Raw genomic sequence first — 25,226 nt, forward strand, 5'->3', positions numbered from 1 at the left:
TCACTTCGGTTTCGGGGCAGGTACCGCGGGGCGCAGAAAGGCGGAGGGCGGCGGGCGGCAGAGAGGCGGATCGAGCAGCATCGAATCGATTCGAAGTTCCATCATATCGGATGCTGCGCCAGCCCGCGACGGCCAATTCAGGCCATTGGCACTCCCCCTGCGACAGAGCGATACGCGCTCAGGCCGCTCCCGGACGCGCTCGTTTAGGCTGAATACGTCCCGAACCGACCGACTTCCGACCGAACGACGAGGCCACGAGAATGACCCCGAACCCACCCGCCGGAAAGCCACCCGCCGGAAAGCCCGAGGCGACGCCGCCCCAACGCGCGAGCGGAAACCCGGCCACCCAGGCGAAGATCACCCTCACCGTCAAGGAGCAGCGCGAGCAGGCCCGGCAGAAGAAGCTCGCCGAGTACCAGAAGCAGCTCGCGAAGCGCCGCCGCGGGAAGATCGTGTGGTGGGTCGTCGGCTCGACAGCCGCGATCGCGGTGATCGCGGTGGTCGCGGCATCCTTCCTCCTGGCCCCACCGGCGGCGCCGAGCTATTCGGCCGGAGGCACCGGGGCGACGATCGAGGGCGTGGAGACGTTCACGAACACCTCGGAGCATGTACAGGGAACCGTCGACTATCCCCAGTCGCCGCCTGCCGGCGGCCCGCACAACCCGTATTGGCTCAACTGCGGCATCTACGATCAGCCGCAGACCCCCGAGAACGCGGTGCACTCACTGGAGCACGGCGCGATCTGGGTCACCTACGATGCCTCGAAGGTCGCGGGCGACGACCTGTCCGCGCTGAAGCGCCAGCTGCCCTCGAGCTACGTGATCCTCTCACCGTACGAGGGGCTCGACTCGCCGATCGTCCTCAGCGGATGGAACCACCAGCTCAAGCTCGATTCGGCGACCGATGCCCGCATCCCGGCCTTCTTCGAGGAGTACTGGCGCAGCCAGACGGTTCCCGAGCCGAACGCCCTCTGCACGGGCGCGATCGACGGTCCGGGCAAGCAGTAGCTCCGGTGAGTGAGAGCGGGCCCACCGAGGCGACAGCGACCGAGGGCACAACGCCGGAGCGGCGACCCCGGCGCTGGCCGCAGGTGCTGATCGCATGCCTCGCGATCGCGGCCGTGGCCTTCGCGATCGGGCGCTTCACGGCGTTCGGCGCAGGAACCCCGGCGACGCCGGCGTCAGACTCGGCCGATGCCGGCTTCGCCCGCGACATGCAGGTGCACCACGCGCAGGCGGTCGATATGGCGATGCAGATCTACCGCAAGACCGACGACGACGAGCTCCGCACGCTCTCGTACGACATCGCGACCGCCCAGTCCGCGCAGAAGGGCGAGATGTACGACTGGCTCGTGAGCTGGGGGCTTCCCCAGAGCGGGGGCCCGCTGATGTCGTGGATGTCGGACGCCGATCACGCCGGCCACGGGTCTGCCGCATCCCCGACCAGCGACGCCGACCTGCGGGCCGCGATGGGGATGGCGACGGATGCCGAGCTCACCGCACTCGCGCAGGCCACCGGCACACCGGCCGACTGCCTGTTCCTGGATCTGATGATCCGCCACCACGAGGGCGCCATCCCGATGGCCGACGCGGTACTCGCGCGCGGCTCCCAGCCGCGCGTGCTCGAAGTCGCCGCCGCGATGAAGGCCGGCCAGCTCGCCGAGATCGACGCGATGCATTCGATCCAGGCGCGCCTGGGCTGCCGCTGACACCCGGCGATCGACGCGGCGATACAGTGGTCGCGTGATGACCGACACCGGCACTCCCCCCGGCATCGACGGTGCCCCGCACCCCGCAACGGCCACCGCTGAGGTGCGGCGGCGCCCCGTCATCGTGACGCTCGCGATCGTCGTGGTGTACGTCAGCGGTCTCGGCAATGCTGCCCTGGGTCTGCTGATCCTGCTCAGCCGGTACGACGTGCAGGGCGACGCGGCGATCCTCACGGTGTCGCTCCTCGGCGCCGGCACGATCCTGCTCGGTCTGCTGACCGTCGCGATCGCCTCCGGCCTGTCGCGGGGAAGCAGGTTCGCCCGCATTCTCATCACCGTCTACTTCGGCATCCAGATCGTCCTGCACGTGCTGACGATCGTCGACGCCGACACGTGGGACGTGACGGCGACGATCCAGATCGTTTTCGAGCTGCTCGTCATCGCCGTCGTGTGGCTGCCGCCGGGCGCGCGCTTCTTCCGCCCCGTGCCCGCGAGCGGCGCCGGCGCCGCGGCATCCTGACCCAGCGGGCCATCCGTGCGCCGGGGGCACCCTCAGGCACAGCGAATCAGCGGGTCACGGTGCGCGGCGGGGTCGCCTTCTCGATCGACCTCGCGACGAAGCGACGGTGGAAGAACCGCACGATCTCGATCGCCCCGATCGTGAGCACCGTGACGAGTGCGACGAGGTAGGCCGCCTCACGGCCGGGGTCGACGAGCTGGAAGAACTCGGTCAGAAGCGGAATCGTGAAGACGCCGACGAGCGCGATGAACATCGCCCCGATCACGAGGACCTTGACCCTGGTGATGGGGCGTGACAGCACGGTCAGCACCCAGATGCCGACGACGGCGAGGATGATCGTCGCTCCCGTGCGCAACTGGGGCTCGGGGACCTCCAGTGCCATCGCCCCTCGGGTGTACAGCGTGAGCGCGATCGCGATGATGATGCCCGCGGGGATGGCGAACGAGAGCGACCGTCGCAGGAACCCCGGGATGTAACGCTGCGTGTTCGGCAGCAGCGCGAGGAAGAAGGCCGGGATGCCGATCGTCAGCCCATCGGTGATGGACAGCTGACGCGGAAGGAACGGGAACTCCATGACGAGGAGCCCGAACAGGATCGCGAGCCCCGTCGCGTAGACGGTCTTGGTCAGGAACAGCATGGAGACCCGCTCGATGTTCGCGATGACCTGCCTGCCCTCTGCGACGACGTCGGGGAGATGCGAGAACTGACCGTCCAGCAGCACGAGACGAGCGACAGCCTTGGTCGCTGCCGATCCGGAGTTCATGGCGATGCCGATGTCGGCGGTCTTGATCGCGAGCGCATCGTTGACGCCGTCACCGGTCATGGCGACGGTGTGCCCCTTGGCCTGCAGCGCGACGACCATCGCCTTCTTCTGATCCGGTGTGACGCGGCCGAAGACGGTGTGCTGATCGAGGACGTCGCCCAGCTCCTTCTCATCCGTGGGAAGCCTGCGGGCATCGAAGCCCTCGGCGACGTCCAGCCCCAGGTCCCTCGCGATGGCCGCGACGGTGCGCGGGTTGTCGCCCGAGATGATCCGGATGCCGACACCCTGCCGGCGGAAGTACTCCAGGGTCTGGGCCGCATCGGGCCGGACCTGTTCGCGGAACGTCAGTACGGCGACCGGCGTGGCCTCGCCCGGCAGTCGTTCGGCGTCGACGTCGGCCGGGGTCAGCATCGAGACGGAGTGGCCGAGCACGAGCGTGCGCTTTCCCGTTGACGCCAGCGCCGTCACGATGCTGCCGAGCGGGCTCCGCGGGTCGGACGCGTCGTCGCCGAACACCATCTCGGGAGCCCCCAGTACCCACGTGCCGGCGGCGGTGCCGCCTGCCGCGAACGAGACCGCGCTCCACTTGCGTGCGGACGAGAAGGGGATGCCCGCGGCCGGGGCCAGCGCCTCGGTCACCGGGTACGGCTCGCGCAGGCATCGGGCCGTCGCGTTGGCGTCGGGAGCGGATCCGTACCAGGCGAGCACCTGCTGCCACCCCGGAGCGGGATCGTCGAGTTCGCGGACGGCGTCGAACTCGATCTCGCCCGCCGTGAGCGTGCCGGTCTTGTCGAGACAGATCACATCGACCCGCGCCAAGCCCTCCACCGCCGGGAGCTCGTTCACGAGCACCTGCTGGGAAGCGAGTTTGGTGGCGCCGACCGCGAACGCGATCGAGGTCATCAGCACCAGCCCCAGCGGGATCATGGCGGTGAGCGACGCGATCGTGTTGACCACGGCCTGCACCCACTGTCCGCTCTCCCACGCCGCGACGTAACCACCCGCGACCATGACCTGCGCGTTGAAGACGAGCAGCCCGATCGGCCCGATCGCCCAGCTCATGAACTTCAGCACGCGGTTGATCGAGTTCCGAAGCTCGGATGACACGAGCGAGAACCGCTTGGCCTCGTCGGCGAACTTGTTGGCGTACGAATCGGCGCCCACCCGCACGACGCGCGCATCGCCCTCCCCCGCCACCACGACGGACCCGGAGAGCGCGTCGTCGCCGGGCTTCTTGTCGACCGCATCCGACTCGCCGGTCAGCATCGACTCGTCGATCTGGAGCGCCCGGCTGCGGACGATGGTCGCGTCGGCGGGTACCTGATCGCCCGTGCGGAGCACCAGGATGTCGTCGATCACGACCGCGCCGGGCAGGATGTCCGACTCGGCACCATCGCGGCGGACGCGTGCCTGCGGGGCGTTCAGGAGCGCTAGCCGGTCGAGGGCCGCTTTGGCCCGGAATTCCTGCGCGGAGCCGATGATGGCGTTCGCGAAGGCGGCGAGACCGAACAACGCGTCCTGCCACCGGCCCAGCACGAACAGGATGAAGAAGCAGACGAACACGATCCCGTTGAAGAGGGTGAAGACGTTCGCCCTGACGATGTTCCAGACGCTGCGGCTCGAATCGGCCTTGTAGGCATTCGTGCGCCCCGCGTCGGCGCGTTCCCGCACCTGGGCGGCGCTCAGTCCGATCGTCGGGTCGATGGACTCGTCGCGATCGAGAGTCGCCGCCGTTGAGGCATCCATGCCGCCACCCTAGGCGATTCAGGCTTCGGGTGACGGCATGGTTCGCCGCGTGGTCTGCCGGGAGTTACCCCTTTGTCGCCCCCGCGAGCAGGCCACGGACGAAGAACCGCTGGAGGGCGAAGAAGACGATCAGCGGAACGAGGATCGACAGGAACGTTCCGGCCGACTGCAGGTACCACTGGTTGCCCCACGTGCCCGAGAGCGAGTTGAGCGATTGCGTCATCGGCAGAGACGACGACGGCGCGAAGATCGTCGCGACCAGCAGGTCGTTCCACACCCAGATGAACTGCAGCACCGCGTACGACGCGAGCGCGGGAGCAGCCAGCGGGATGATCATCCGGAAGAAGATCTGGCCGTGGCCTGCCCCGTCCACGCGCGCGGCCTCGATGACCTCGCTCGGGATCTCGGCGATGAAGTTGTGCAGCAGGAACACCGCCAGCGGGATGGCGAAGATCGTGTGTGCGATCCACACCGTGGCGAAGCTGTGGTCGACGTCACGCAGATCGAACCCGGGGAAGATCGTCACGCCGTTGATCGTGAGACCCCGGGAGAACAGGCTCAGCAGCGGCACGAGTGCCATCTGGAGCGGGACGATCTGGAGCGCGAAGACCGCCACGAAAGCGATGTTCTTGCCCTTGAAGTCGATCCAGGCGAAGGCGTAGGCCAAGAGCGATGAGACGGCGAGGGCGAAGAACACGACGGGGATCGTGATCGCCAGCGAGTTCAGGAACGACTGCCCCAGCGTGAGAGCGGTTCCGCCCGACGTGAGGGCCGCCTGGTAGTTCCCGAGAGTGAAGTCGGGGTTCGTGAAGACCGTCCACCATCCGGTGTCCTGCGAATCCGCACCGGGGCGGAACGATGTCACGAACAGTCCGAACGTCGGGATCGTCCAGAGGAACGCGATCGCCACGGCGGCGATCGTCGCCCCTTTCGACGTCAGGCGCTTCTGCGCCATGGCTTCGTGCTTGCGGGTGTCGCGCGCGACCTGGCGCGCGGTGCGCTGGTCGAGGACAGGCTCGATTACCTCGATGGTCATCGCACTTCCCTCTGCTTCCTGATCTGGACGATGTTGAAGACGATGAGCGGGATCACGAAGATGAACAGCACCACGGCGAGGGCCGCGGAGTGGCCGTAGCTCTGGAATCGCTGCTGCTGGTTGACCATCTCGAACGCCAGCACGGTGGTGTTGGCCCGCCCGCCGGTCATGACGGCGACGATGTCGTAGATCTTCAACGCCCCGATGGCCACCGTGGTGACCACGACGACGATCGACGAGCGGATGCCGGGGACGGTCACGTTGACGAAACGCTGCCACGCGTTCGTGCCGTCGAGCTCGGCCGCCTCCATCTGCTCCGGCGGGACCGCCTTGATCGCAGCCGAGAGGATGACCATCGCGAGGCCCGTCTGCGACCAGATGAACACGACCATCAGCAGGAGGCTGTTGATGAGCGGCTGTGCATCCAGCCACGACACGGGCTGCCCGCCGAACGCGGTGACGATCGCGTTCAGGAGTCCGATCTGCTCCCCCTGGCGGTAGTCGTACATGAACTTCCAGATGATGCCTGCGCCCACGAACGAGATCGCGAAGGGCATGAAGATCAGGATCTTGAGGAACTTCTCGCCGCGCGCCCGGTCGATGAACACGGCGTACGCGAGCCCGACGGCGGTGGCGAACGCGGGGGCCACGAGCACCCAGATGATCGTGTTGATCACCGACCAGAAGCCTTCAGGGTTGGTGAAGACCCAGCCGTAGTTCTCGAGGCCGACGAAGTTCGCTCCGGTCTTGTCGAAGAACGACTGGACGAAGGTGGCGATCGCCGGGTAGATGAGCCCGATCAGCAGAAGGATCGCCGCCGGCGCCGAGAAGATCACGAGCTGGAACAGATAGCCCGCGCCCTGCTGCGACCGGTAGTCGGCGTAGAACAGGATGCCGCCCAGCAGCACGGCGATCGCGAGCACGTAGATGACGGCGTTCTGGTACGGACGCAGGAGCATGAACGCGATGATCGGGATCGCGAAGCAGGCGACCAGCCGCAGCCAGAAGTAGCCGCGGCCGTAGCGGGGGGCGTACTCGATCAGGAGCAGGATCAGCCCCACGACCGCGCCGAACACGATCAGCACGACCGGGATCTGCACGAGCGGGCCCATCGACCCCAGCCAGATGAAGAAGCTGTTCAGCGAGAAGCCGAGCGTGGTCGGCTTGGTCTCGGCCGAGGGCCGCGTGACCATGAACAGGAAAAGGGCGACGATGAGGATCAGCGCGATCGCTACGACGATCCGGGTGGTGCGCGGGTTGTTGGCCGCGCTTCGCGCGCGTTCCTTGTCGGCGGCCCTCGTCGGAGGGGCCTCCTCTTTGATTTTGGTGTCAGACATTGGTGCCCTTCCGAGTACGTCTATGGACTCCGGGAGTGATCAGAATGCCCGTGTCCACGCCATTGCGCAATGCATGGGAGCGAAGGAGGCGTGGGGGCCTCCGAATCGGGGGCCGCTCGTCGATGCGAGCGACCCCCGATTCTGCCGACCGTTGTCGCTCGGAAGCGAACGGGTCAGCGGCAGAAGTGACTGCTAGTTGGCGTAACCGGCCTGGATATCGCTGAGCACGGTGGCCTGGTCCTTACCGTCGATCCAGCTCACCATTCCCTTCCAGAACGAACCCGACCCGACCGTTGCCGGCATGAGGTCCGACGCGTCGAAACGGACCGTCGTGTTGGGGTCCTGCAGGAGGGTCATGGCCTCCGTGAGGAACTCGCTCGATGCCAGCTTCGGGTCGGCATTCAGGTTGGCGGAGATGACGCCGCCCAGCTTGACGCGCGCGTTCGCGAACTCAGGCGTGGACATGTACTCGAGAACCGCCTGGGTGGCCGCGTTGTCCGAGAACCCGGTGACGAACTCGCCACCGACCTCGATCGTGTTGGCGCCCTCCTTGATGCCGGGGAGCACGAAGGCGTAGACGTCACCGTCGGGCGCGATCGTCGGAGCCGCACCGGACGCCGTCTTGACCTCGAGGAAGTTCGAGGACAGGAAGGATGCCTGGTGCGTCAGTGCGCACGAACCGTCTGCGACCTTCGCCGCAACGTCGCCGAACGCCGTCGAGTTGATGCTCTTGACGTCGCCGAAGCCGGCGTTGACGTAGCTGGGGTTGAGCAGGATCTGGCCGACCGCCGTGAAGGCGTCCGAGATCTGCGGGTCGGTGAACTTGACGTCACCGGCGACCCACTTGTCGTAGACGTCGGCTCCGGACTGGCGGAGGACGAGGTCTTCGACCCAGTCCGTGCCCGGCCAACCGGATGCGTCACCCGAAGCGAAACCGGCGCACCACGGTGCGGTTCCGGTCTTCTCCTGGATCGTCTTGGTGAGGGTGAGCAACTCGTCCCACGTCTTCGGAACCTCGACGCCCCACTTCTTGAAGGAGGCGGGCGAGTACCAGACGTAGCCCTTGATGTTCGCGAGCATCGGCGCGGAGTAGAACTTGCCGTCGATCGTGCCGTACGTCTTCCAGTCGGGCGACCAGTTCTTGTCGACGTTCGCGACGACGCTCGCGGGTGCCTCCTTGACATCTCCGGTCGCGACGAGCGACTTGAGCAGACCGGGCTGCGGCACGATGGCGATGTCGGGGGCGGAGCCACCGGTCACCTTGGTGACGATGTTGCCTTCGAAGCTCTTGTCGCCGGTGTACTCCACCTTGACACCCGTGTCGGCCGTGAACTGCTCGAACGACGCGTTCAGCGCGTCCGCCTCGGCACCGGTGATGCCGCCGGAGATCTTGACGGTCTGACCCGAGATGGACTCAGACGGGCTGCTGCTGGAGCCGCCTTCTGCACACCCCGCCAGAGTCAGCGCAGCGATCGCCGCGAAGCCGATTCCGACGATTGCGCGGCGGCGGAATGATGATCGCATTCCATTCATTACTTCTCCTCGTTGAGTTTCGCGTGACGATGCACGCTGCGTGGGCACGCTCTGTGGGCACGCTCGGGAAGGGACCCCTATCGGTTCGTAGGGAACCGATTCCATGCAAACGCTAAGCGATGCGGCAGTGCTTCGCAAGGCGTTCGCATCACAACTCGATAACCTCCCCTCAGGGTCGTGGTTGCCCGGGAATGAGACACTCACGACGGTGTGAAATCGGTTCCATTTTTCCCGGGAAATGACTACTGTCGAAAGCGGTCGCGAGTCCGCGCCGCCCGATGGAGGGAGGAGCCCTGTGAGCGGAATCTCGGACGTCGCCCGCCTCGCGGGCGTCTCCAAAGCCACGGCGAGCCGGGCATTGACCGGCAACGGCTACGTCTCAGCGGAGACCCGCGCCAAGGTGCAGGACGCCGCGCGCGCTCTGGACTACGTCGCCTCCTCCAACGCCGCCAGCCTTGTCACGGGGCGGACCCGGAACATCGGCGTGATCATGCCGTCGGTCACACGCTGGTTCCTTGCCGAGGTGCTCGAGGGTATCCAGGACGCACTGCTCGACCACGGCCTGGATCTGACGCTCTACGACTCGCGTCCCGGAACGACAGGCCGCGCGCGGATCTTCGACGATTTCCTCGCGCGCAAGCGGTTCGACGGACTGATCGCCGTCGGTCTCGAGCCTCAGGACAACGAGATCGAGCGGCTTCAGGCGATCGATCGCCCGATGATCAGCGTGGTGGGCGACGCGAACGACCCCGGCACGATCTCGATCGACGACCGCGACGCGGGCCGTCGTGCGACCGAGCACCTCATCGGCCTGGGCCACCGTCACATCGCCTTCATCGGCGGGACGGAGCCGCATTGGGCGCACTGGGATCGCCGGAGGCTCGAGGGCTACATGTCGGCGATGGCGGACGCGGGTCTCGCGGAATACGCCAGGCACATCGAGTGCGACATCACCCTCCCCGGCGGGTACGCGGCATCCGTCGACTTCCTGGGCGATACGAAACGTCGCCCCACCGGCCTGGTCTGCGCGTGCGACGAAGTCGCCATCGGCGCGATCATCGCCGCACGCCGGCTCGGCATCCAGGTCCCGAGCGACCTCAGTGTCGTCGGCGTCGATGACCACGAGTTCGCCGACGTGTTCTCTCTCACGACCCTCGCACAGCTGCCGCGCGAGCAGGGCATGACCGCCGTGGAGCTCCTGTTGAGGCACATCGCCGACCCGAGCGCGCCCGTGCCGAGCGTCGCCCTGCCGGCGAGGCTGATCGTGCGCAGCTCGACGGGGCCCGTCGATCGCGCGTCCTCCGCGATCGAGGCGGGCACGCGGCCGCGCTGATCCACCCGCCCGCGCTGATCGCGCCGCGCCTGAGGGGGCTGCATCGGACAGCAGAAGACCCGGATGCCGAGGCATCCGGGTCTTCTTCGACTCAGTGAGTCGACGACATGCGGTGTCGTTACTTGACGGTAACGGTCGCGCCGGCCTCTTCGAGAGCAGCCTTGCCCTTGTCGGCCGCCTCCTTCGAGACGCCCTCCAGAACGGCCTTGGGTGCACCGTCGACGACGGCCTTGGCCTCGCCGAGGCCGAGCGAGGTGAGCTCGCGGACGACCTTGATGACCTGGATCTTCTTCTCGCCTGCGGCCTCGAGCACGACGTCGAACGCCGTCTGCTCCTCGACCTCTTCGGCCGGAGCGGCACCCGCTGCGGCGGGGCCGGCAACGGCGACCGGAGCGGCGGCGGTGACCTCGAAGGTCTCCTCGAACTTCTTGACGAACTCGCTGAGCTCGATGAGCGTGAGCTCCTTGAAGGCGTCGAGAAGCTCGTCAGTGGTGAGCTTTGCCATGATGTTTCTCCTTGTTGGGTATTCGAATCAACCGCAGTGCCGGGCGGGAGCCTAGGCTGCGGACTCCTGCTTCTCACGCAGCGCGTCGACCGTGCGAACGGCCTTCGACAGCGGTGCGTTGAACAGATATGCGGCGCCGAACAGCGAGGCCTTCATCGCACCGGCGAGCTTCGCCAGCAGGACTTCACGGCTCTCGAGGTCAGCGAGCTTGTTGACCTCATCCGCGCTCAGGGGGGCACCGTCGAAGTAGCCGCCCTTGATCACGAGGTGAGGGTGTGCCTTGGCGAAGGCACGCAGCCCCTTCGCGACGGCGACAGGGTCGCCGTGCACGAAAGCGATGGCCGAAGGACCCTTGAGGTCTTCGTCCAGCGACGAGATCCCCGCGTTGTTCGCGGCGATCTTGGTCAGCGTGTTCTTCACCACGGCGTATTCCGCGTCCTGACGGATGTCGTTGCGAAGCTGCTTGAGCTCCGCAACCGTCAGACCGCGGTACTCGGTCAGCAGAACGGCGGTCGAGTCCTCGAAGTTCTTCGTGAGCTCGGCGACCGATGCATCCTTCTGCGCCATGGCCACTCCTTGTGTGTACGTGACGCGCCGCGGTGGCGGAGCGTCGGCCTCAGCATCCGGTCCTGTCGGCAGGGAAACAAAAAAGCTCCGGCGCAAGCGCACGGAGCTGGATCTCGAGGAGAATCATTCGTACACCTGCGCGGGCCCCTGTGTTGCAGAGCTTCGATCGGAGTCCGTTCACACGCACTCCAATGACCGGCGGTCTTTGGCTGTGGTCCAGCTTACGCGACCCGCCCGGCGGCGCCAAATCCTCCCTTCCGGCGAGAAAGGGGCGGGAGCGGGGGGCGGGGGTGTCGCGGGGGGCGGATGTCGCGGCACGGGGCTAACCTCGAACGGTGACCCCCGAACTCGCCGCACGCATCGTCGCGGACTCGCGTGACCGGGTCGCGTGGACGCGGGCCAGGTCGCGAGGGATCACCGCGACGGATGTCGCCTCGCTCACCTCCGAGAACGCGATCGCCCGCGCGGCGGACGCCAAGCTCATGGGCAGCGGCTTCTCGGGCAACGCCTACACCGACCACGGTCGGCGCCGCGAGCCGGAGATCGCTTCATGGGTCGCTGCCACCCACGGCATCCTCCCCTCCAGCGCCCTGTTCCACGCCGTCGTGGAGAAGCGCCACCTCGCCACCCCCGACGGCATCGTGGTCGACGCGGCGGGGCACGTCACGCTGTGCGAGATCAAGACGACGAAGAAGGCGTGGCGCAGCATCCCCCGGTCGTACCTCCGGCAGGTGTGGTGGCAGCAGCATGTCATCGGCGCCGAGCGCACTCTCGTCGCGTGGGAAGAGCACGACGCGTTCGTCCCTGTCGGCGACGAGCCGAAGTGCGCGTGGGTCGAGCGCGACGAGGTCGAGATCGCCCGCCTGGTGTCTCTCGCGACCGCGCTCATCGACGAACTGCATCGCCGTACGACGCGGGGCGGGCCGGTGGCACACGAACAAGAAGAGCAGGAACGACGGATGCCGCGACTCGTCGCCGCCCGTCAGCCCTTCCGCGCACTGGCCCTCGCCGACTGACTCCCACCCCGCCTTCTTCGCACCGCCATGCCCCGCCGGTCGGTGCGGTATCGTCGCGCCTTCTCACTCATAGTTGACACACGTCAACGATCTAGATATAGTTGACCTTCGTCAACCACAGCGCCATCGCCATCGTCGTCGCCGTCGCACAGCATCCGGGCCACCGCCCACCGTTCCAGAAAGCCGCACTCATGGCCACTCCCTCCGCGCTGCCCGCGGACATCGCCGAGAAGCCGAAGATGTCGCATCGTCAGGTGCTCCAGGCGCTCTCCGGGCTTCTGCTCGGCATGTTCGTCTCGATGCTCGCCTCGACCGTCGTCTCGACCTCGCTGCCCGTCATCATCCACGACCTCAACGGCGATCAGGTCGCCTTCACCTGGGTCGTCACTGCGACCCTGCTCACCACGGCGATCTCGACCCCGGTGTGGGGAAAGCTCGCCGACCTCTTCAACCGCAAGCTGCTCTTCCAGCTCGCCATCGTGATCTTCGTGCTGGCCACCGCGGCCGCCGGGTTCTCGCAGGACACCACCACCCTCATCGCCTTCCGCGCGGTGCAGGGCATCGGCGCCGGCGGCCTGGCCGCGCTCAGCCAGGTGCTGATGGCCGACATCATCAGCCCCCGCGAACGCGGCCGCTACATGGGCCTGTTCGGTGCCGTGATGGCCGTCGCCACGGTCGGTGGCCCCCTCCTCGGCGGACTCATCACCGACACGCTGGGCTGGCGCTGGAACTTCTACGTCGCGCTGCCGTTCGCGATCGCCGCGCTCGTCATCATCCAGCGCACGCTGCACGTCTCGGTGCTCGTGAAGCGCACGGTGCGCATCGACTACCTCGGCATCGTGCTGCTCTCCACCGCCGTGTCGCTTCTGCTCGTCTGGATCAGCCTGGCCGGCAGCAGCTTCGACTGGTGGAGCACGGAGACCGTCCTCATGGTCGGGGGGGCGATCATCGCCACGATCCTGTTCGTCGTCGCCGAGATGCGCGTCGCAGAACCGCTGATCCCGCTCACTCTGTTCCGCAACCTGACCTTCACGCTTGCCGTCATCGCCTCGATCGCCACCGGCATCGCGATGTTCGGAGCATCCGTGTTCCTCAGCCAGTTCATGCAACTCGCCCGAGGGGCCACGCCCACCGAGGCCGGCCTCATGACGATCCCGATGATCGCGGGCCTGCTGCTCGCCTCGATCGGCGTCGGCGCCCTCATCACCCGGTTCGGTCGGTGGAAGCCGTTCCTCATCACCGGCGGCGTGCTGCTCATCGCGGGATCGTTCCTGCTGTCGACGATCCACTACGACACCGACTTCGCCGTCGTGTCGCTCTACATGTTCCTGCTCGGCGCCGGCGTCGGGATGACGATGCAGAACCTCGTGCTCATCGTGCAGAATACGACGAACCCGACGCAGATCGGCGTGGCGAGCTCGGGCGTGACGTTCTTCCGGAGCCTCGGCGGCACGATCGGAGTGTCGGTCATGGGCGCCGCGCTGGCCGCGCGCGTCACCGAGCTCGTCGCCGACCGCAAGGACGACATCGGCGCCGCGATCGCCGGTCTCGGCGACCAGGCCTCGGTGTGGGCGGCCCAGCTGCAGTCGGGCACCATCCCCAAGGTGTCGGCGATGCCCGAGACGCTCCGCGTCGTGTTCGAGGACATCTACGCGCAGGGCATCTCGCACGCCTTCCTCATCGCCGTGCCGTTCGCCATCCTCAGCCTGATCGCGATCGTGTTCCTCCCGAACAAGCCGCTCCTGCGGATGACGACGAGCGAGCGCATCCAGGCCAGCGAGGCGGACTTCGCGACCGTGTCCGTGCCGGAGGGCATGGATGCGCTGAGCGCCACGGGCACCGTCACGGTGAACGCAGATGACGAGCGAGTGGATGCTTCGCCCGAGGCCCGCGCGGACCGGCGGTAGTCTCGATCGGGATGCCGGAGACCACGATGACTGACTCGACCCCCGCCCCGGGCGAGACCCGAGAGGCGCGCACCGAAGCGGTGCGCGCCCTCGAGGCCGAGTTCAGCGAGCTGCTCAACAGGGTGCGCCGCATCATCATGGCGAATGCCGACCGGGTGAGCCCGGGTATGCTTCCGGGCGCATACAAGGTCTTCACGACCATCGTCAACCGCGAGAGCATCACCCAGTCGACGCTCGTCGACACTCTCATGGCCGACAAAGGCCAGATCAGCCGAACGGTGCGCGAGCTCGAGCAGCTGGGACTCATCGAGCGGACACCCGATCCCGCGGACGGACGGTCCAGCATCCTGTCAGCGACCCCGCTCGGTCATGAGCGACTCGCGGCAGCGCGGCAGCCGCAGGAGGACAGTCTGCTCAAAGCCCTGTCGGACTGGGAGGTCGGCGACATCCAGAACCTCACGCGTCTCCTGCACGCTCTCACCGGCGGCACCGCTCCCTGAGCCGGCCGTTGCGCGCGACCATCCGGACAACCGCGCAGCTCCCGGCGTGCCGCCGGCCCCGCCGAGGCTTTGCCGCACGGTAGCACCCGCGTAACACCGTCGAGACAATGGCCCTGTTGACTGGGTCCATCCAAGGCACCAGTGCTGCCGACGCCGACACGCACGCGGGAGGGAGCGACCGATGAGATTCCGGCCGCCGCGACCAGCATCCACTCACGATCTCGACCCGGTGACCAGTCCTGAGCCTCCCGAGTCGATGCGCGCCGCCGTCATCGACGGCGTGGGCGCTCCGACGGTGCTTCATGAGGCTGAGCTGCCGGTGCCCGCGCCCGTACTCAGCGAACTGCTGGTGCGGATCGTGGCGGCAGGGGTGAACCCCATCGATGCCAAGACCCGCGGAGGAGCGGGCGTCTCCGGCGCGATCCACGAATTCCCACAGGCGCTGGGGTTCGATTTCAGCGGAGTGGTCGTGAAGGCGCCGTACGAGTCGCACGCCTTCCCACCGGGTACCCCCGTCTTCGGCACGGTGCCTTTCCCTCGCTCGGGCGGCAGCTACGCCGAGTACGCCGTCGTGCCGTCGCTGTCGGTGGCGCGCAAGCCCACCTCGCTCTCGCACGTCGAGGCGGCCGGGGTTCCGCTGGCGGCTCTCACGGCGTGGGGCCTCGTCGTCGAGACGGCCCGCGCGCACGAAGGGCAGCGGATGCTGATCCATGCCGGAAGTGGTGGCGTCGGCCATTTCGCCGTTCAGTTCGCCGCCTACTTCGGCGCGCATGTGACGGCGACCGGATCGGCGCACAATGCGTCGTGGCTGCGAGAGCTCGGGGCTTCCGTCGTGATCGACTACACGACGAGCCGCTTCGAGGAGGTCGTCTCGGAGGTGGATGTCGTCATCGACCTCGTCGGAAACGTCCACGACCAGACCGGCACGCGTTCGTTGGGCGTCCTGCGGAAAGGCGGCCTCATCGTCGTCGTACCGACCGGGTCATGGCCGGGATATGCCGACGCCGCACGTGAGGCGGGCGTACGGGCGACCGGCTACAAGGTCATCCCGGACGGCGGCGCACTGGCCACGATCGGACGGCTGCTGGACTCGGGTGCCGTGCAGGTCTACATCGACAAGGTGTATCCCCTCGCCGACGCCGCGGCCGCCCATGCCGAGCTCGAGCAGGGCCACACCCGCGGCAAGATCGTGCTCCGCGTGAGCGACGACTGACCGAGACGGCCGACCCGATCGGATGCTGCGGCTCATCCCGCGGCCAGCGCGCGCCTGCCCTCGGTGACGATCTCGTCGGCAACGGCATCCAGGAGCGGGGAGCGCAGATTCCACTGCTGCCAGAAGAGCGGCACATCGATCGGCGGACCGCCGAGCAGCACGAGTTCTCCCGTCTGAAGTGCGCGCTCGGACTGGAAGCGGGGCAGCAGTCCCCAGCCGAGCCCGCGAAGCACAGCGGTCGCGAAATCATGGGAAGCGGGAACGTGGTGCCGCGGCGGCCGCGCAGGGTCCGCACCCTGCAGGGTCAGCCATCTGGTCTGCAGATCGTCACGGCGATCGAAATCGACCACGGGGGCGGACTCCAGCGCATCGGCGGTGGCACCGTCGGCGAACCAGCGGGCGGCGAATCGCGCGTTCGCGACGGCTTCGTAGCGCATCGGCCCGAGAGCGCTCACCCGGCAGCCGGCCACGGGGGTCTCGCGGGAGGTCACCGCACCCATCACGGTGCCCGATTCGAGCAGCCCGGCGGTGAAGTCCTGATCGTCGCGGTGCAGCGAGAAGACGACGCGCCGCGCCGCGCTGAGCCGCTCGAGGGGAGGGAGGAACCACGTCGCGAGGGAATCGGCATTCACCGCGAGGGGGATGCTCATCGGCGACGCGGAACCCTCATCCGCCCCGAGTTCGGACAGGGTGTCGTGCTCGAGGAGAAGTGCTTGACGCGAGAGGCGGACGATCGACTCGCCGGCCGCCGTGGCTCGCGCAGGTTTGGCGCGCACCAGCAGCACCCTCCCGAGCAGTTCCTCGAGCGCCTTGATCCGCTGGCTGACCGCGGACGGCGTGACGTGGAGGCGACGGGCAGCCGCATCCATGCTCCCCTCGTCGAGGACGGTGGTGAGGGTCTCGGCGAGATCGAACGGAATGCGCACATCAATCAGGCTAATGCCTCACAAGATTCCTTAGCTGTACTGAATCATCGGGCCCCACTTAGCCTGATTCCATGACCACCCCCCTGCTCGCCGGCCTCGGCCTCGGGCTGTCGCTCATCGTCGCGATCGGCGCGCAGAACCTGTTCGTGCTGCGCCAGGGCATCCGGCGCGAGCACGTCGTGGTCGTCGCGACCATCTGCGCCGTGTCCGACGCCGTGCTCATCGCGCTTGGAGTGTCGGGGGTGGGCCTCGTGCTGCACGCTGTGCCGTGGCTGATCGACGTGGTGCGCTGGTCGGGCGCCGCATTCCTCCTCGTCTACGGCCTGCTCGCCGCCCGCCGCGCATGGCGCCCGAGCGGTGAGGCCCTGGACGCCAGCGCCGACCGCGAGACGCGCCCCCGGCACCTCCGGGGGCCGGGCGAAGGTGCCGGGGGCGCGTCTCGCGCACGGTCCACGGTCGCGTCGAGCACGCTTGTTCCCGTCGTCCTCACGTGTCTCGCACTCACGTGGCTGAACCCCCACGTCTACCTCGACACGGTGTTCCTGCTCGGTTCGGTCGCCAGCACGCACGGCGATGCGCGCTGGGTCTTCGCGGCGGGCGCCATGATCGCGAGCATCCTGTGGTTCTTCGGTCTCGCCCTCGGCGCGCGCCACCTGGGGCGCTGGCTGTCGACCCCGCGGGCGTGGCGGGTCCTGGACGGGATCATCGCGGTCGTCATGATCGGGATCGCGATCAGCCTCGTCCTCCCCCACTGATCGACGCTCAGCCGTCGATCTGCTCCCTGCGCGCGGTCACGAGAGCGCGGATGAGCGATTCGGGGAGCGGATGCTCGGGCTGGAACCGGATCGTCCCCTTGTTCTGACTCGTGGCCGGCACGCTTTCCACCGCCTCCGCGACGGCGCTCACGGCCGCAGGGCTGAACGGATAGATTCCGATGTGCTTCTGCGCGCGCATCACCGAGATCAGCGGCTTTCCGCGATAGACCAGAGCCGGCATGCCGTACCCCGTGCCCTGCTCGAGATGGGTCACCTCGTCGCGGGCGATGTCGTAGACCCGCGCCACCGCATCTCGATCGCCGGCGCTCAGGCCGGCGAGGTACTCATCGACGGTTCCCATGGGAGCATCCTGCCATTCCCTCGTTCGCGTCGTCCACGGCAGGATGGGCGCATGAGACGCGTGCACGTGATCGTATCCGGCCAGGTGCAGGGCGTCGGTTACCGCTACACCGCCCGGATGATCGCGAGAGAGGCCCGCGTGACCGGCTGGGTGCGCAACCGACCCGACGGCACCGTCGAGGCCGAGATCGAGGGGCCGGGTGACGCCGTCGACGAGATGCTGGCCTGGATGGCCGAAGGCCCCCCGGGGTCGCGGGTCGATGCCGCACGCGTCACGGAGGTCGAACCGATCGGCGGTCAGGGATTCGACGTGCGCGACACGGCGTGAACCACGAAGGGCCCCTCCGTGCGGAGGGGCCCTTCGGAGAGAGCGGGTGTCAGAACGAGCTGACGTCCAGCGGGATGCCGGGGCCGAACGTCGTCGACACCGCACCCTTCTGGATGTAGCGGCCCTTGGCGCTGGACGGCTTCAGACGCACGATCTCTTCGAGAGCGGCCTTGAAGTTGTCGTCGAGCTGCTGCTCGCTGAACGATGCCTTGCCCACGACGAAGTGCACGTTGGCGTGCTTGTCGACGCGGAACTCGATCTTTCCGCCCTTGATCTCTTCCACGGCCTTGGCCGGGTTCGGGGTCACGGTGCCGGTCTTCGGGTTCGGCATCAGGCCGCGGGGGCCCAGCACCTTTCCGAGACGACCGACCTGGCCCATGAGCTCGGGAGTCGAGACGGCGGCGTCGAACGACGTGTAGCCGCCCGCGACCTTCTCGATGAGCTCGGCCCCGCCGACCTCGTCTGCGCCTGCGGCGATGGCGGCCTCAGCAGCCGGGCCGGTGGCGAACACGATGACGCGGGCGGTCTTGCCCGTGCCGTGCGGCAGGATGACGGTGCCGCGCACCATCTGGTCTGCCTTGCGGGGGTCGACGGCGAGCTTGAGCGCGACCTCGACGGTCGAGTCGAACTTCGCCGAGCCGGTCTCCTTCGCGAGGACGACGGCCTCGGTGGGCGTGTAGAACTTGTCTGCGTCGATCTTCGCCGCAGCGGCCTGGTAGGCCTTGGACTTCGTAGCCATTTCCCTTATCCCCCTCAGTCCTCGACCGTGATGCCCATGGAACGGGCGGTGCCGGCGATGATCTTCGAGGCGGCCTCGATGTCGTTCGCGTTCAGGTCGGGCTGCTTGACGTCGGCGATCTCGCGCACCTGAGCCTTGGTGAGCTTGGCCACCTTGGTCGTGTGCGGCGTCGGCGAGCCCTTGGCCACGCCGGCAGCCTTCTTGATGAGCTCTGCGGCCGGGGGCGTCTTCAGGATGAACGTGAAGCTGCGGTCCTCGTACACGGTGATCTCAACGGGGATGACGTTGCCGCGCTGGGCTTCCGTCGCCGCGTTGTACGCCTTGCAGAACTCCATGATGTTGACGCCGTGCTGACCGAGCGCGGGGCCGATCGGCGGTGCCGGGTTGGCGGCGCCGGCCTTGATCTGGAGCTTGATCAGGCCGGTCACCCTCTTCTTAGGTGCCATTTCCTCTTCCTCTCATCGAGTGGATGCCGGAGCATCCGCTCTCCCGCACGTCCGGCATCTCCGGACAGCGGTGAGTTCGTGCGCGCGCGAAAGCACGCACAAACCGGTCAAGTCTACCTCACTGGTCGGCCGAATCCCGCACCCGTTTACGCAGCGCGGGCTTGTCGATCTTGCCCACCGGGTTCTTCGGGATCTCGTCCACGAGGGTGATGCGGGTCGGCCGCTTGTACGCGGCGAGGATCGCTGCGACGTGGGCCGAAAGCTCGTCCGCCGTCACGGCCGCTCCATCGCGTAGCGACACGAACGCCACCGGAACCTCGCCGAACACCGCGTGGGGCGCCCCGACGACCGCGACCTCGTGGACGTCGGGATGGGAGTAGAACGCGTTCTCGATCTCTTTGGGATAGACGTTCTCGCCGCCGCGGATGATCATGTCCTTGATCCGGTCGACGATCTGCAGGTAGCCGTCCTCGTCGAAGCGGCCGATGTCGCCGGTGTGGAGCCAGCCGTCCAGGATCGTGCGGGCCGTCTCATCCGGCCGGCCCAGGTAGCCCGCCATCACCACGGGGCCCGCGATGACGACTTCGCCCGTCTCGCCCTGCGCGACCTCCGCACCCGACGCGTCGACCACCGCGACACGCTGGCCGGGGAGGGGCAGCCCGACCGTCCCCGGTTTGCGCACGCCGTGGAGCGGATTGATCGTCGATGCCGTCGTCGTCTCGGACAACCCGTACCCCTCCACGATCTTGACGTCGAAGTGCTCCTCGAAGCGCCGGATCGCTTCGGCCGGCATGGGTGCCGCCCCGCACACGGCGAACCTCACCGACGACAGATCCGGATGCACCTCGTCTGCCGCGGAGTTGAGCATCGCATAGATCGCGGGCACAGCCGAGAAGAATGTCGGGCGGTAGCGCTCGACATCGGCGAAGAAGCGGTCGCGCACGAATCGCCGCGAGATCGTGACCCGGCCGCCCGCGCGCAGCGGCGACAGTGTGCCGAGCACGATCCCGTTCGCGTGGAAGAGGGGAAGGATGAGCAGACCATGGTCGCGTTCGTCCATCTCGAACCACTCGATGAACGACGCGGTCATCGCATCGAGATTGCCGTGCGTGAGCATCACACCCTTCGGGCTGCCCGTCGTGCCGCTCGTGTAGATGAGCAGCGCGAGATCGTCGCCGGCGAGACCGTCGGCGACGGCAACGTGGCGCTCGGGGGTCGCCCGGATGGCGTCGAGAGTCAACGTCGGCACGGAGAGGTCGTCGCGCTCCGCCTCTGCGACGACGAGCTTCGCCGCCGCATCCGTGACCTGGTAAGCGGTCTCTGTGGGGCCGAGCACCGGGTTGATCGGGGTCACGACCGCCCCGAGCCGCCAGGCTGCCAGCAGCACGAGGATGAGCTCGACCCGATTGGGGAGGAAGACCGCGACGACATCGCCGTGCGCGATCCCCCGGTCTTCGAGGGCGGCAGCCACCTGCTCCGTCCGAGTGAGCAGCTCGGCGTTGGTGAGTGCGCCGGCCTCGTCGCTGATGGCGGGGGCGGCGGGCGCCCGTTCGGCACGGGCGTCGGCAAGCGTTGCGAAGTGCATGAGGATCTCCAGGGGGGGTGCCGCCCGCGGGGGAACGGACGACACCCCGTCCGTCAGACGCGGGTGATGACCGGGGCGGAGACGAGGCCGAAGCCCCGCAGCTGACCGAGGAGCTCGGTGTACCCGAACGCCTGGCACGCCGAGGCGAAGCCCACCCGGTGCGGCGCCTGCTGGATCAGCGAGTACGCGGCGAAGGCCTGCAGGAGGCCCGTCTGCTTGTAGTTGCTGTTGCCGTGGATGACCACGTGCGAGCGCCCGAGCGGGCCCGAGGCGTGCACCGAATCGACGGATCGGTTGAGCCGAGGGTTCTCGCGCGGCGGCATGTCGGCCTGCAGCGACGCGGCGATGTCGCCGAGGGCCTTCTCCTGCGCCTCCTGATCGAGCGGCTTCAGCTGCTCCTCGAACATCTGCACGGTCTGCCCGACCCCCTCCATGACGGCGCGGTTGAGCACGCCCCCGATCGCGCGGACGTTTCCGACGCGGGGATCGTTCTGGAACCAGATCGGGTGCGACATCCCACCCCATGGCACGGCGATCGCCAGTTCGTGGTAGCCGGGAACCGGGACATCGAACGCCGACGTGTGGTCCCACTCGACGAGCTTGTTCTGCTCGAGGTAGTACCAGTGCGCCTTGAGGATCGTGAAGATCGTCTGCGTCGACGCATATGTCGGCAGGCCCTTCCACAGCACGAGGATGTCGAGCGTGTCGTACCCGCCCGGCTCCAGGGCGATGTTCGCGGCGATCTCGCTCACCGTGTACATGTGCGCGATGCCTGGCGACAGGAGCAGCCCCGCGGCGGCGAAGTCGTCGCCCCATGTGTCGCGGGCGTGGAGCACCCAGTCCTGCTCCCCCGTCGTGTCTGTGTAGTGGGCACCGATTCGCAGCGCCGCCTGCACCACCTCGGGGCCGAACTTGATGAAGGGCCCTGCCGTGTTGCAGATCACCCTCGCGCCGTCGAAGGCGGCGGCCAGAGCATCCGCGTCGTTCTCGACACCCACGATCTCGTAGTCGGCCGTCTCGATGCCCGGGATCTTCTCGACCACTGCGCGCACGCGCTCCGCGTCGCGCCCCGCGGCCACGAACGGCACGCCGAGTTCGCGGAGGTATTCGCAGATCAGGCGCCCCGTGTACCCGCTGACGCCGTAGACGACGACCGGCTTATCCGTACCCATTCCCGAGCCTCACATTCCCATTGCGCCGTCGATGGACAGCGTCACGCCATTGATGAACGCCGCGTCCTCCGAGAGGAGGAACGCGACGCCGTTGGCGATGTCGTCCTCGGTCGCGAGGCGGCCCAACGGGGTCAGCGAGACCACAGCGCCGACCGCATCGTCGACCGAGGGGAACAGGCCGAGGCGCTCCATGTCGACGGCGAGCTGGGCCCCCATCGCATTGGGGACGAGACCCGGGCAGACCGTATTCACGCGGACGCCGTACCCCAGGCGTCCCGATTCGGCGGCCGCCACCTTGGTGAGGCGGTCGACGGCGGATTTCGAGGCGGAGTACGCGGCGATCCCCGGGAACGCGATCGTGGCGGCGACCGAGGCGATATTGACGATCACACCGCCCGAGCCCGCAGAGCCGCCGGGTCGCATCGCCCGGAACGCGTGTTTGATGCCCAGCGCGGTGCCGAGCACGTTCACCTCGAGGATCTTGCGCATCGAATCGGGGTTCAGGTCGACGAACAGGTCGGAGATCTCGATCCCCGCGTTGTTCACCACGCCGGTGAGTCCGCCGAGCGCATCGACCGCCTCCGTGCTCGCGCGTTCCCACGATGCGTCGTCGGTCACATCCAGTGCGACGAAGACCGCCGTGGCACCGTCCTGCGCGAGGGCGGCGGCAGCCTCCGCTCCGGCCTCCTCGTTGATGTCGGCGATGGCGACCGCACCGCCGCCGGCGAGGATGGCCCGGGCGGTTCGAAGGCCCAACCCGCCCGCTCCTCCGGTGACGAGCACTCGGGCTCCCGTCAGATCTGAGGTCATGACTTCTCCAGTTTCTTTCGACATTGAAAGGGGTGGGATCAGCACACCAGATAACTGGACAGGTGACAAGGAAAATTCGGACAGTCGTCCAAAACCTGGGGCGAATCGCTCGGCGACGCTGCGACCGACGCGTATCATCGACGCAACATCGGGAAGGAGAGACCCATGAGTACGTCGACAGTGGGAACCGCCTCCAGCGCGCGCACCGACCGCGCCGCGCGCACCGGCGCGAACAAGTTCGCAGACCGGAGGCGCGAACTCGCCGCCACCGCCCTCGTGACCATCGCCGAGCAGGGTTTCGCCCGCACCGGGCTGCGAGACATCTCCGCCAGGACAGACCTTTCCACCGGCATCCTGCACTACTACTTCGACGGCAAGGACGACCTGATCGCCCAGGCCATCTGGGAGTACAAGTCGGAGTGCGCCCGCCGTTACGACCCGATCGTGGAGAGCTCCACCACCGCCGGCGAGCTGATCGCGAGATTCGGCGTCGAGATCTCGGCGACACTGCGCGACGAATCCGTCATGCACAGACTCTGGTACGACCTGCGCAATCAGGCGCTGTTCGAAGAGGGCTTCCGCGAGACGATCGTCGCGCTCGACGACCTGCTCGCCGACATGGTCTGGGCGGTGGTGCAGCGGCATGCGCAACTGCGCGACACCGAGCCCTCGATCGATCGCGAAACGGCGTACGCCCTTTTTGACGGGCTGTTCCTCAACTGCCTGATCGCGTACCAGCGCGGCGACGCGGACGCGCCCGAGCAGATCCGCGCGCGCTCGGGCGCGCTCCTGGCCGCCTCCGTCTGACCGGCCCGGAGCTGTCCGGACCACACGACGAAACGCCCCGCCGGGCGAACCGGGCGGGGCGTTTCGTACGCGAGCTTCGGGACTGCGCCGAAGGAATCGCTACTGCTTGTTGACCTGGTCGAACGAGAGCTCGACCGGAGTCTCGCGCTCGAAGAGCGACACGAGCACGGTGAGCTTGCCGCTCTCCGGCTTGATCTCGCTGATCGTGCCAGGAAGACCCGCGAACGAGCCCTCCTTGATCGTGATCGTCTCGCCGACCTCGAAGTCGACCTCGGTGACGATGCTGCGCTGCACGGCATTGGCGCCCTTGGCGGCACCAGCCTTCGCCGGAGCCACTTCCTTGATCTCGACAAGGCTCTTCAGCATGTTGAAGGCCTCTTCGAACCGCAGCGGAGTCGGGTTGTGGGCGTTGCCCACGAAGCCGGTGACGCCGGGGGTGTGACGCACGACCGACCAGGTGTCTTCATTCAGCTCCATGCGGACGAGCACGTAGCCGGGGATCCGAACGCGCGTGACCATCTTGCGCTGACCGTTCTTGATCTCGACGACGTCCTCCATCGGGACCTCGATCTGGTAGATGTCCTCTTCGACCTCGAGCGTCGACTTGCGCTGCTCGATGTTGGCCTTCACCTTGCGCTCGAAACCGGCGTAGGAGTGCAGGACGTACCACTTGCCCGGAAGCGAACGAAGCTCGGCGCGGAACGCGTCGTACGGATCGGCGTCCTCGTCGTCGGCCGCGTCGAGATCGGTCGGCGCCTCGGCTGCATCGGCGGGTGAGACGGATGCCTCGGCCTCGTCGACGACGGAGGCCGCCGCATCCACCTCCTCCACGAAGTCCTCGTCGAGCACGGGTGCGTCGTCGTCGCCGTTGATGTCGGGGCCGTCGTAAGGGGTCACGTCGTCGGCGTGCTCGGCCACGTACTCGGCCTCTTCTTCGGCGAGCGAGTCGGTGAGGACCTCGGCGGCCGCTTCGACCTCGGCGGCCTCGTCGATGTTCAGGGCGTCGTTCACGATCGCGTCGGCCTCCGGGTCGTCGATGTCGATGTCGTCCAGGTCGGAATCGTCTTCCTCGTCCTCGTCGTCCACGACATGGATCGCGAGGTGCTCGGCCGACTCGACGGACCGCTCCTCAGCGGCGAGGACATTGCCCTCTTGCGCCTCGTCGTCCTCGGAGGACTGTTCGGCGGCGGTCGCCCAGTCGGCGTCGTCGGTGTATCTCTCAGACAATGGGATTCTCTTCCTTCGTGGGTGAAGACGCCTCGGCACGAGGCTTCCCGCCCGCGGATGGGCTCAGCACGTAGCTCAGGGTGTGGCGGTGGGAACACCGAAGACGACGGTCGTGATCCACACGAACAGCACGTCCAGACCGTAGACGAGCGCCATCATCACAACGACGAACCCGAGCACGACACCCGTGAACTTCACGAGCTCCTGACGAGTGGGGGTGACGACCTTGCGAAGCTCGGCGAAGACCTGACGGATGAACAGCGCGATGCGCGCGAAGACGTTCGGCTTCTTCGCTCGCGGGGCGTCACTCTTGGCGACGACCTCGCCCTTCGGCTCATCCTGGACCATCGAACCCACCTGATTACCTTCCATGTGTCAGCTTCGGCT

General features: G+C 67.5%; 26 protein-coding genes. 11 read left to right on the forward strand and 15 right to left on the reverse strand.

Annotated features, from left to right (window positions below):
• Nucleotides 1–260: 260 nt before the first annotated feature.
• The 3 genes from F6B43_RS09370 to F6B43_RS09380 are packed head-to-tail and all read left to right on the forward strand — an operon-like array spanning nucleotide 261 to nucleotide 2,228.
• Nucleotides 261–1,007 (forward strand): thioredoxin-like domain-containing protein, encoded by a 747-nt coding sequence (locus F6B43_RS09370; RefSeq protein ID WP_150448692.1) that lies wholly within the window; start codon nucleotides 261–263, stop codon nucleotides 1,005–1,007.
• Nucleotides 1,008–1,012: 5 nt separating this feature from the next.
• The gene (locus F6B43_RS09375) at nucleotides 1,013–1,708 is read left to right on the forward strand and encodes a DUF305 domain-containing protein (protein WP_211368099.1); all 696 of its coding nucleotides are present in this window, start codon (nucleotides 1,013–1,015) and stop codon (nucleotides 1,706–1,708) included.
• A 37-nt stretch (nucleotides 1,709–1,745) separates the two neighbouring features.
• A complete protein-coding gene (locus tag F6B43_RS09380; RefSeq protein ID WP_246159956.1) occupies nucleotides 1,746–2,228 on the forward strand; it encodes a hypothetical protein in 483 nt (160 codons plus the stop codon).
• Nucleotides 2,229–2,274: 46 nt separating this feature from the next.
• Here F6B43_RS09380 and F6B43_RS09385 read toward each other — a convergent pair whose 3' ends face one another.
• The 4 genes from F6B43_RS09385 to F6B43_RS09400 form a co-directional block, all read right to left on the reverse strand.
• Complete coding sequence (locus F6B43_RS09385; RefSeq protein WP_150448693.1) at nucleotides 2,275–4,737, reverse strand: HAD-IC family P-type ATPase; 2,463 nt, start codon at nucleotides 4,735–4,737, stop codon at nucleotides 2,275–2,277.
• Nucleotides 4,738–4,801: 64 nt separating this feature from the next.
• A complete protein-coding gene (locus F6B43_RS09390; protein WP_150448694.1) occupies nucleotides 4,802–5,773 on the reverse strand; it encodes a carbohydrate ABC transporter permease in 972 nt (323 codons plus the stop codon).
• Nucleotides 5,770–7,110 (reverse strand): carbohydrate ABC transporter permease, encoded by a 1,341-nt coding sequence (locus F6B43_RS09395; RefSeq protein WP_425486828.1) that lies wholly within the window; start codon nucleotides 7,108–7,110, stop codon nucleotides 5,770–5,772. The genes F6B43_RS09390 and F6B43_RS09395 overlap by 4 nt, the downstream gene beginning before the upstream one ends.
• A gap of 192 nt (nucleotides 7,111–7,302) precedes the next feature.
• Nucleotides 7,303–8,634 carry an ABC transporter substrate-binding protein gene (locus F6B43_RS09400; RefSeq protein WP_246159891.1) on the reverse strand — a complete coding sequence of 444 codons (1,332 nt, stop codon included), beginning with the start codon at nucleotides 8,632–8,634 and terminating at the stop codon, nucleotides 7,303–7,305.
• A gap of 304 nt (nucleotides 8,635–8,938) precedes the next feature.
• Here F6B43_RS09400 and F6B43_RS09405 point away from each other — a divergent pair, with 304 nt between their 5' ends.
• Entirely contained in the window at nucleotides 8,939–9,976 is a 1,038-nt protein-coding gene (locus F6B43_RS09405; protein ID WP_150448696.1) for a LacI family DNA-binding transcriptional regulator, read from the forward strand.
• 118 nt (nucleotides 9,977–10,094) lie between these two features.
• Here F6B43_RS09405 and rplL read toward each other — a convergent pair whose 3' ends face one another.
• Both rplL and rplJ read right to left on the reverse strand, forming a co-directional pair.
• Nucleotides 10,095–10,481 (reverse strand): 50S ribosomal protein L7/L12, encoded by a 387-nt coding sequence (gene rplL / locus F6B43_RS09410; protein WP_150448697.1) that lies wholly within the window; start codon nucleotides 10,479–10,481, stop codon nucleotides 10,095–10,097.
• Between the two features lie 51 nt (nucleotides 10,482–10,532).
• Nucleotides 10,533–11,048, reverse strand: a complete 516-nt coding sequence (gene rplJ, locus F6B43_RS09415; RefSeq protein WP_150448698.1) for a 50S ribosomal protein L10 — start codon at nucleotides 11,046–11,048, stop codon at nucleotides 10,533–10,535.
• 335 nt (nucleotides 11,049–11,383) lie between these two features.
• Between rplJ and F6B43_RS09420 the strand changes: the two genes are divergently transcribed.
• The 4 genes from F6B43_RS09420 (at nucleotide 11,384) to F6B43_RS09435 (ending at nucleotide 15,684) form a co-directional block, all read left to right on the forward strand.
• On the forward strand, nucleotides 11,384–12,064 hold the full coding sequence (locus F6B43_RS09420) for a YqaJ viral recombinase family protein (protein WP_150448699.1): 681 nt from the start codon (nucleotides 11,384–11,386) through the stop codon (nucleotides 12,062–12,064).
• A 239-nt stretch (nucleotides 12,065–12,303) separates the two neighbouring features.
• Entirely contained in the window at nucleotides 12,304–13,971 is a 1,668-nt protein-coding gene (locus F6B43_RS09425) for an MDR family MFS transporter (protein WP_246159957.1), read from the forward strand.
• Nucleotides 13,972–13,997: 26 nt separating this feature from the next.
• On the forward strand, nucleotides 13,998–14,471 hold the full coding sequence (locus tag F6B43_RS09430) for a MarR family winged helix-turn-helix transcriptional regulator (RefSeq protein ID WP_150448700.1): 474 nt from the start codon (nucleotides 13,998–14,000) through the stop codon (nucleotides 14,469–14,471).
• A gap of 181 nt (nucleotides 14,472–14,652) precedes the next feature.
• Nucleotides 14,653–15,684 carry an NADP-dependent oxidoreductase gene (locus F6B43_RS09435; RefSeq protein WP_150448701.1) on the forward strand — a complete coding sequence of 344 codons (1,032 nt, stop codon included), beginning with the start codon at nucleotides 14,653–14,655 and terminating at the stop codon, nucleotides 15,682–15,684.
• A gap of 32 nt (nucleotides 15,685–15,716) precedes the next feature.
• On the opposite strand, the gene F6B43_RS09440 is transcribed toward F6B43_RS09435, so the two are convergent.
• Entirely contained in the window at nucleotides 15,717–16,610 is an 894-nt protein-coding gene (locus F6B43_RS09440) for a LysR family transcriptional regulator ArgP (protein ID WP_150448702.1), read from the reverse strand.
• Between the two features lie 71 nt (nucleotides 16,611–16,681).
• Between F6B43_RS09440 and lysE the strand changes: the two genes are divergently transcribed.
• Nucleotides 16,682–17,365, forward strand: coding sequence for an L-lysine exporter (gene lysE, locus F6B43_RS09445; RefSeq protein WP_150448703.1), 684 nt, complete (start codon nucleotides 16,682–16,684; stop codon nucleotides 17,363–17,365).
• 7 nt (nucleotides 17,366–17,372) lie between these two features.
• Here the strand turns inward: lysE and F6B43_RS09450 are convergent, their stop codons facing one another.
• A complete protein-coding gene (locus F6B43_RS09450) occupies nucleotides 17,373–17,726 on the reverse strand; it encodes an iron chaperone (RefSeq protein ID WP_150448704.1) in 354 nt (117 codons plus the stop codon).
• 51 nt (nucleotides 17,727–17,777) lie between these two features.
• On the opposite strand from F6B43_RS09450, the gene F6B43_RS09455 reads away from it, so the two are divergent.
• Nucleotides 17,778–18,053 (forward strand): acylphosphatase, encoded by a 276-nt coding sequence (locus tag F6B43_RS09455; RefSeq protein WP_150448705.1) that lies wholly within the window; start codon nucleotides 17,778–17,780, stop codon nucleotides 18,051–18,053.
• 49 nt (nucleotides 18,054–18,102) lie between these two features.
• Here the strand turns inward: F6B43_RS09455 and rplA are convergent, their stop codons facing one another.
• The 5 genes from rplA to F6B43_RS09480 all read right to left on the reverse strand — a co-directional run bounded on the left by rplA (nucleotide 18,103) and on the right by F6B43_RS09480 (nucleotide 22,805).
• A complete protein-coding gene (gene rplA, locus F6B43_RS09460) occupies nucleotides 18,103–18,792 on the reverse strand; it encodes a 50S ribosomal protein L1 (protein WP_150448706.1) in 690 nt (229 codons plus the stop codon).
• 14 nt (nucleotides 18,793–18,806) lie between these two features.
• Complete coding sequence (gene rplK, locus F6B43_RS09465) at nucleotides 18,807–19,238, reverse strand: 50S ribosomal protein L11 (RefSeq protein WP_150448707.1); 432 nt, start codon at nucleotides 19,236–19,238, stop codon at nucleotides 18,807–18,809.
• Between the two features lie 118 nt (nucleotides 19,239–19,356).
• Nucleotides 19,357–20,823, reverse strand: coding sequence for a class I adenylate-forming enzyme family protein (locus F6B43_RS09470; protein WP_150448708.1), 1,467 nt, complete (start codon nucleotides 20,821–20,823; stop codon nucleotides 19,357–19,359).
• A 53-nt stretch (nucleotides 20,824–20,876) separates the two neighbouring features.
• Nucleotides 20,877–21,995 carry a DUF5938 domain-containing protein gene (locus F6B43_RS09475; RefSeq protein WP_150448709.1) on the reverse strand — a complete coding sequence of 373 codons (1,119 nt, stop codon included), beginning with the start codon at nucleotides 21,993–21,995 and terminating at the stop codon, nucleotides 20,877–20,879.
• Nucleotides 21,996–22,004: 9 nt separating this feature from the next.
• Nucleotides 22,005–22,805 (reverse strand): SDR family NAD(P)-dependent oxidoreductase, encoded by an 801-nt coding sequence (locus tag F6B43_RS09480; protein ID WP_150448710.1) that lies wholly within the window; start codon nucleotides 22,803–22,805, stop codon nucleotides 22,005–22,007.
• Nucleotides 22,806–22,970: 165 nt separating this feature from the next.
• Here F6B43_RS09480 and F6B43_RS09485 point away from each other — a divergent pair, with 165 nt between their 5' ends.
• Complete coding sequence (locus tag F6B43_RS09485; protein WP_150448711.1) at nucleotides 22,971–23,612, forward strand: TetR/AcrR family transcriptional regulator; 642 nt, start codon at nucleotides 22,971–22,973, stop codon at nucleotides 23,610–23,612.
• Nucleotides 23,613–23,711: 99 nt separating this feature from the next.
• Here the strand turns inward: F6B43_RS09485 and nusG are convergent, their stop codons facing one another.
• Nucleotides 23,712–24,839, reverse strand: a complete 1,128-nt coding sequence (nusG, locus tag F6B43_RS09490; RefSeq protein ID WP_150448712.1) for a transcription termination/antitermination protein NusG — start codon at nucleotides 24,837–24,839, stop codon at nucleotides 23,712–23,714.
• Nucleotides 24,840–24,914: 75 nt separating this feature from the next.
• Nucleotides 24,915–25,187 carry a preprotein translocase subunit SecE gene (gene secE, locus F6B43_RS09495; RefSeq protein WP_150449523.1) on the reverse strand — a complete coding sequence of 91 codons (273 nt, stop codon included), beginning with the start codon at nucleotides 25,185–25,187 and terminating at the stop codon, nucleotides 24,915–24,917.
• Between the last annotated feature and the right edge of the window lie 39 nt (nucleotides 25,188–25,226).

The sequence above is a fragment of the Microbacterium rhizomatis genome (assembly GCF_008710745.1).
Lineage (GTDB): Bacteria > Actinomycetota > Actinomycetes > Actinomycetales > Microbacteriaceae > Microbacterium > Microbacterium rhizomatis.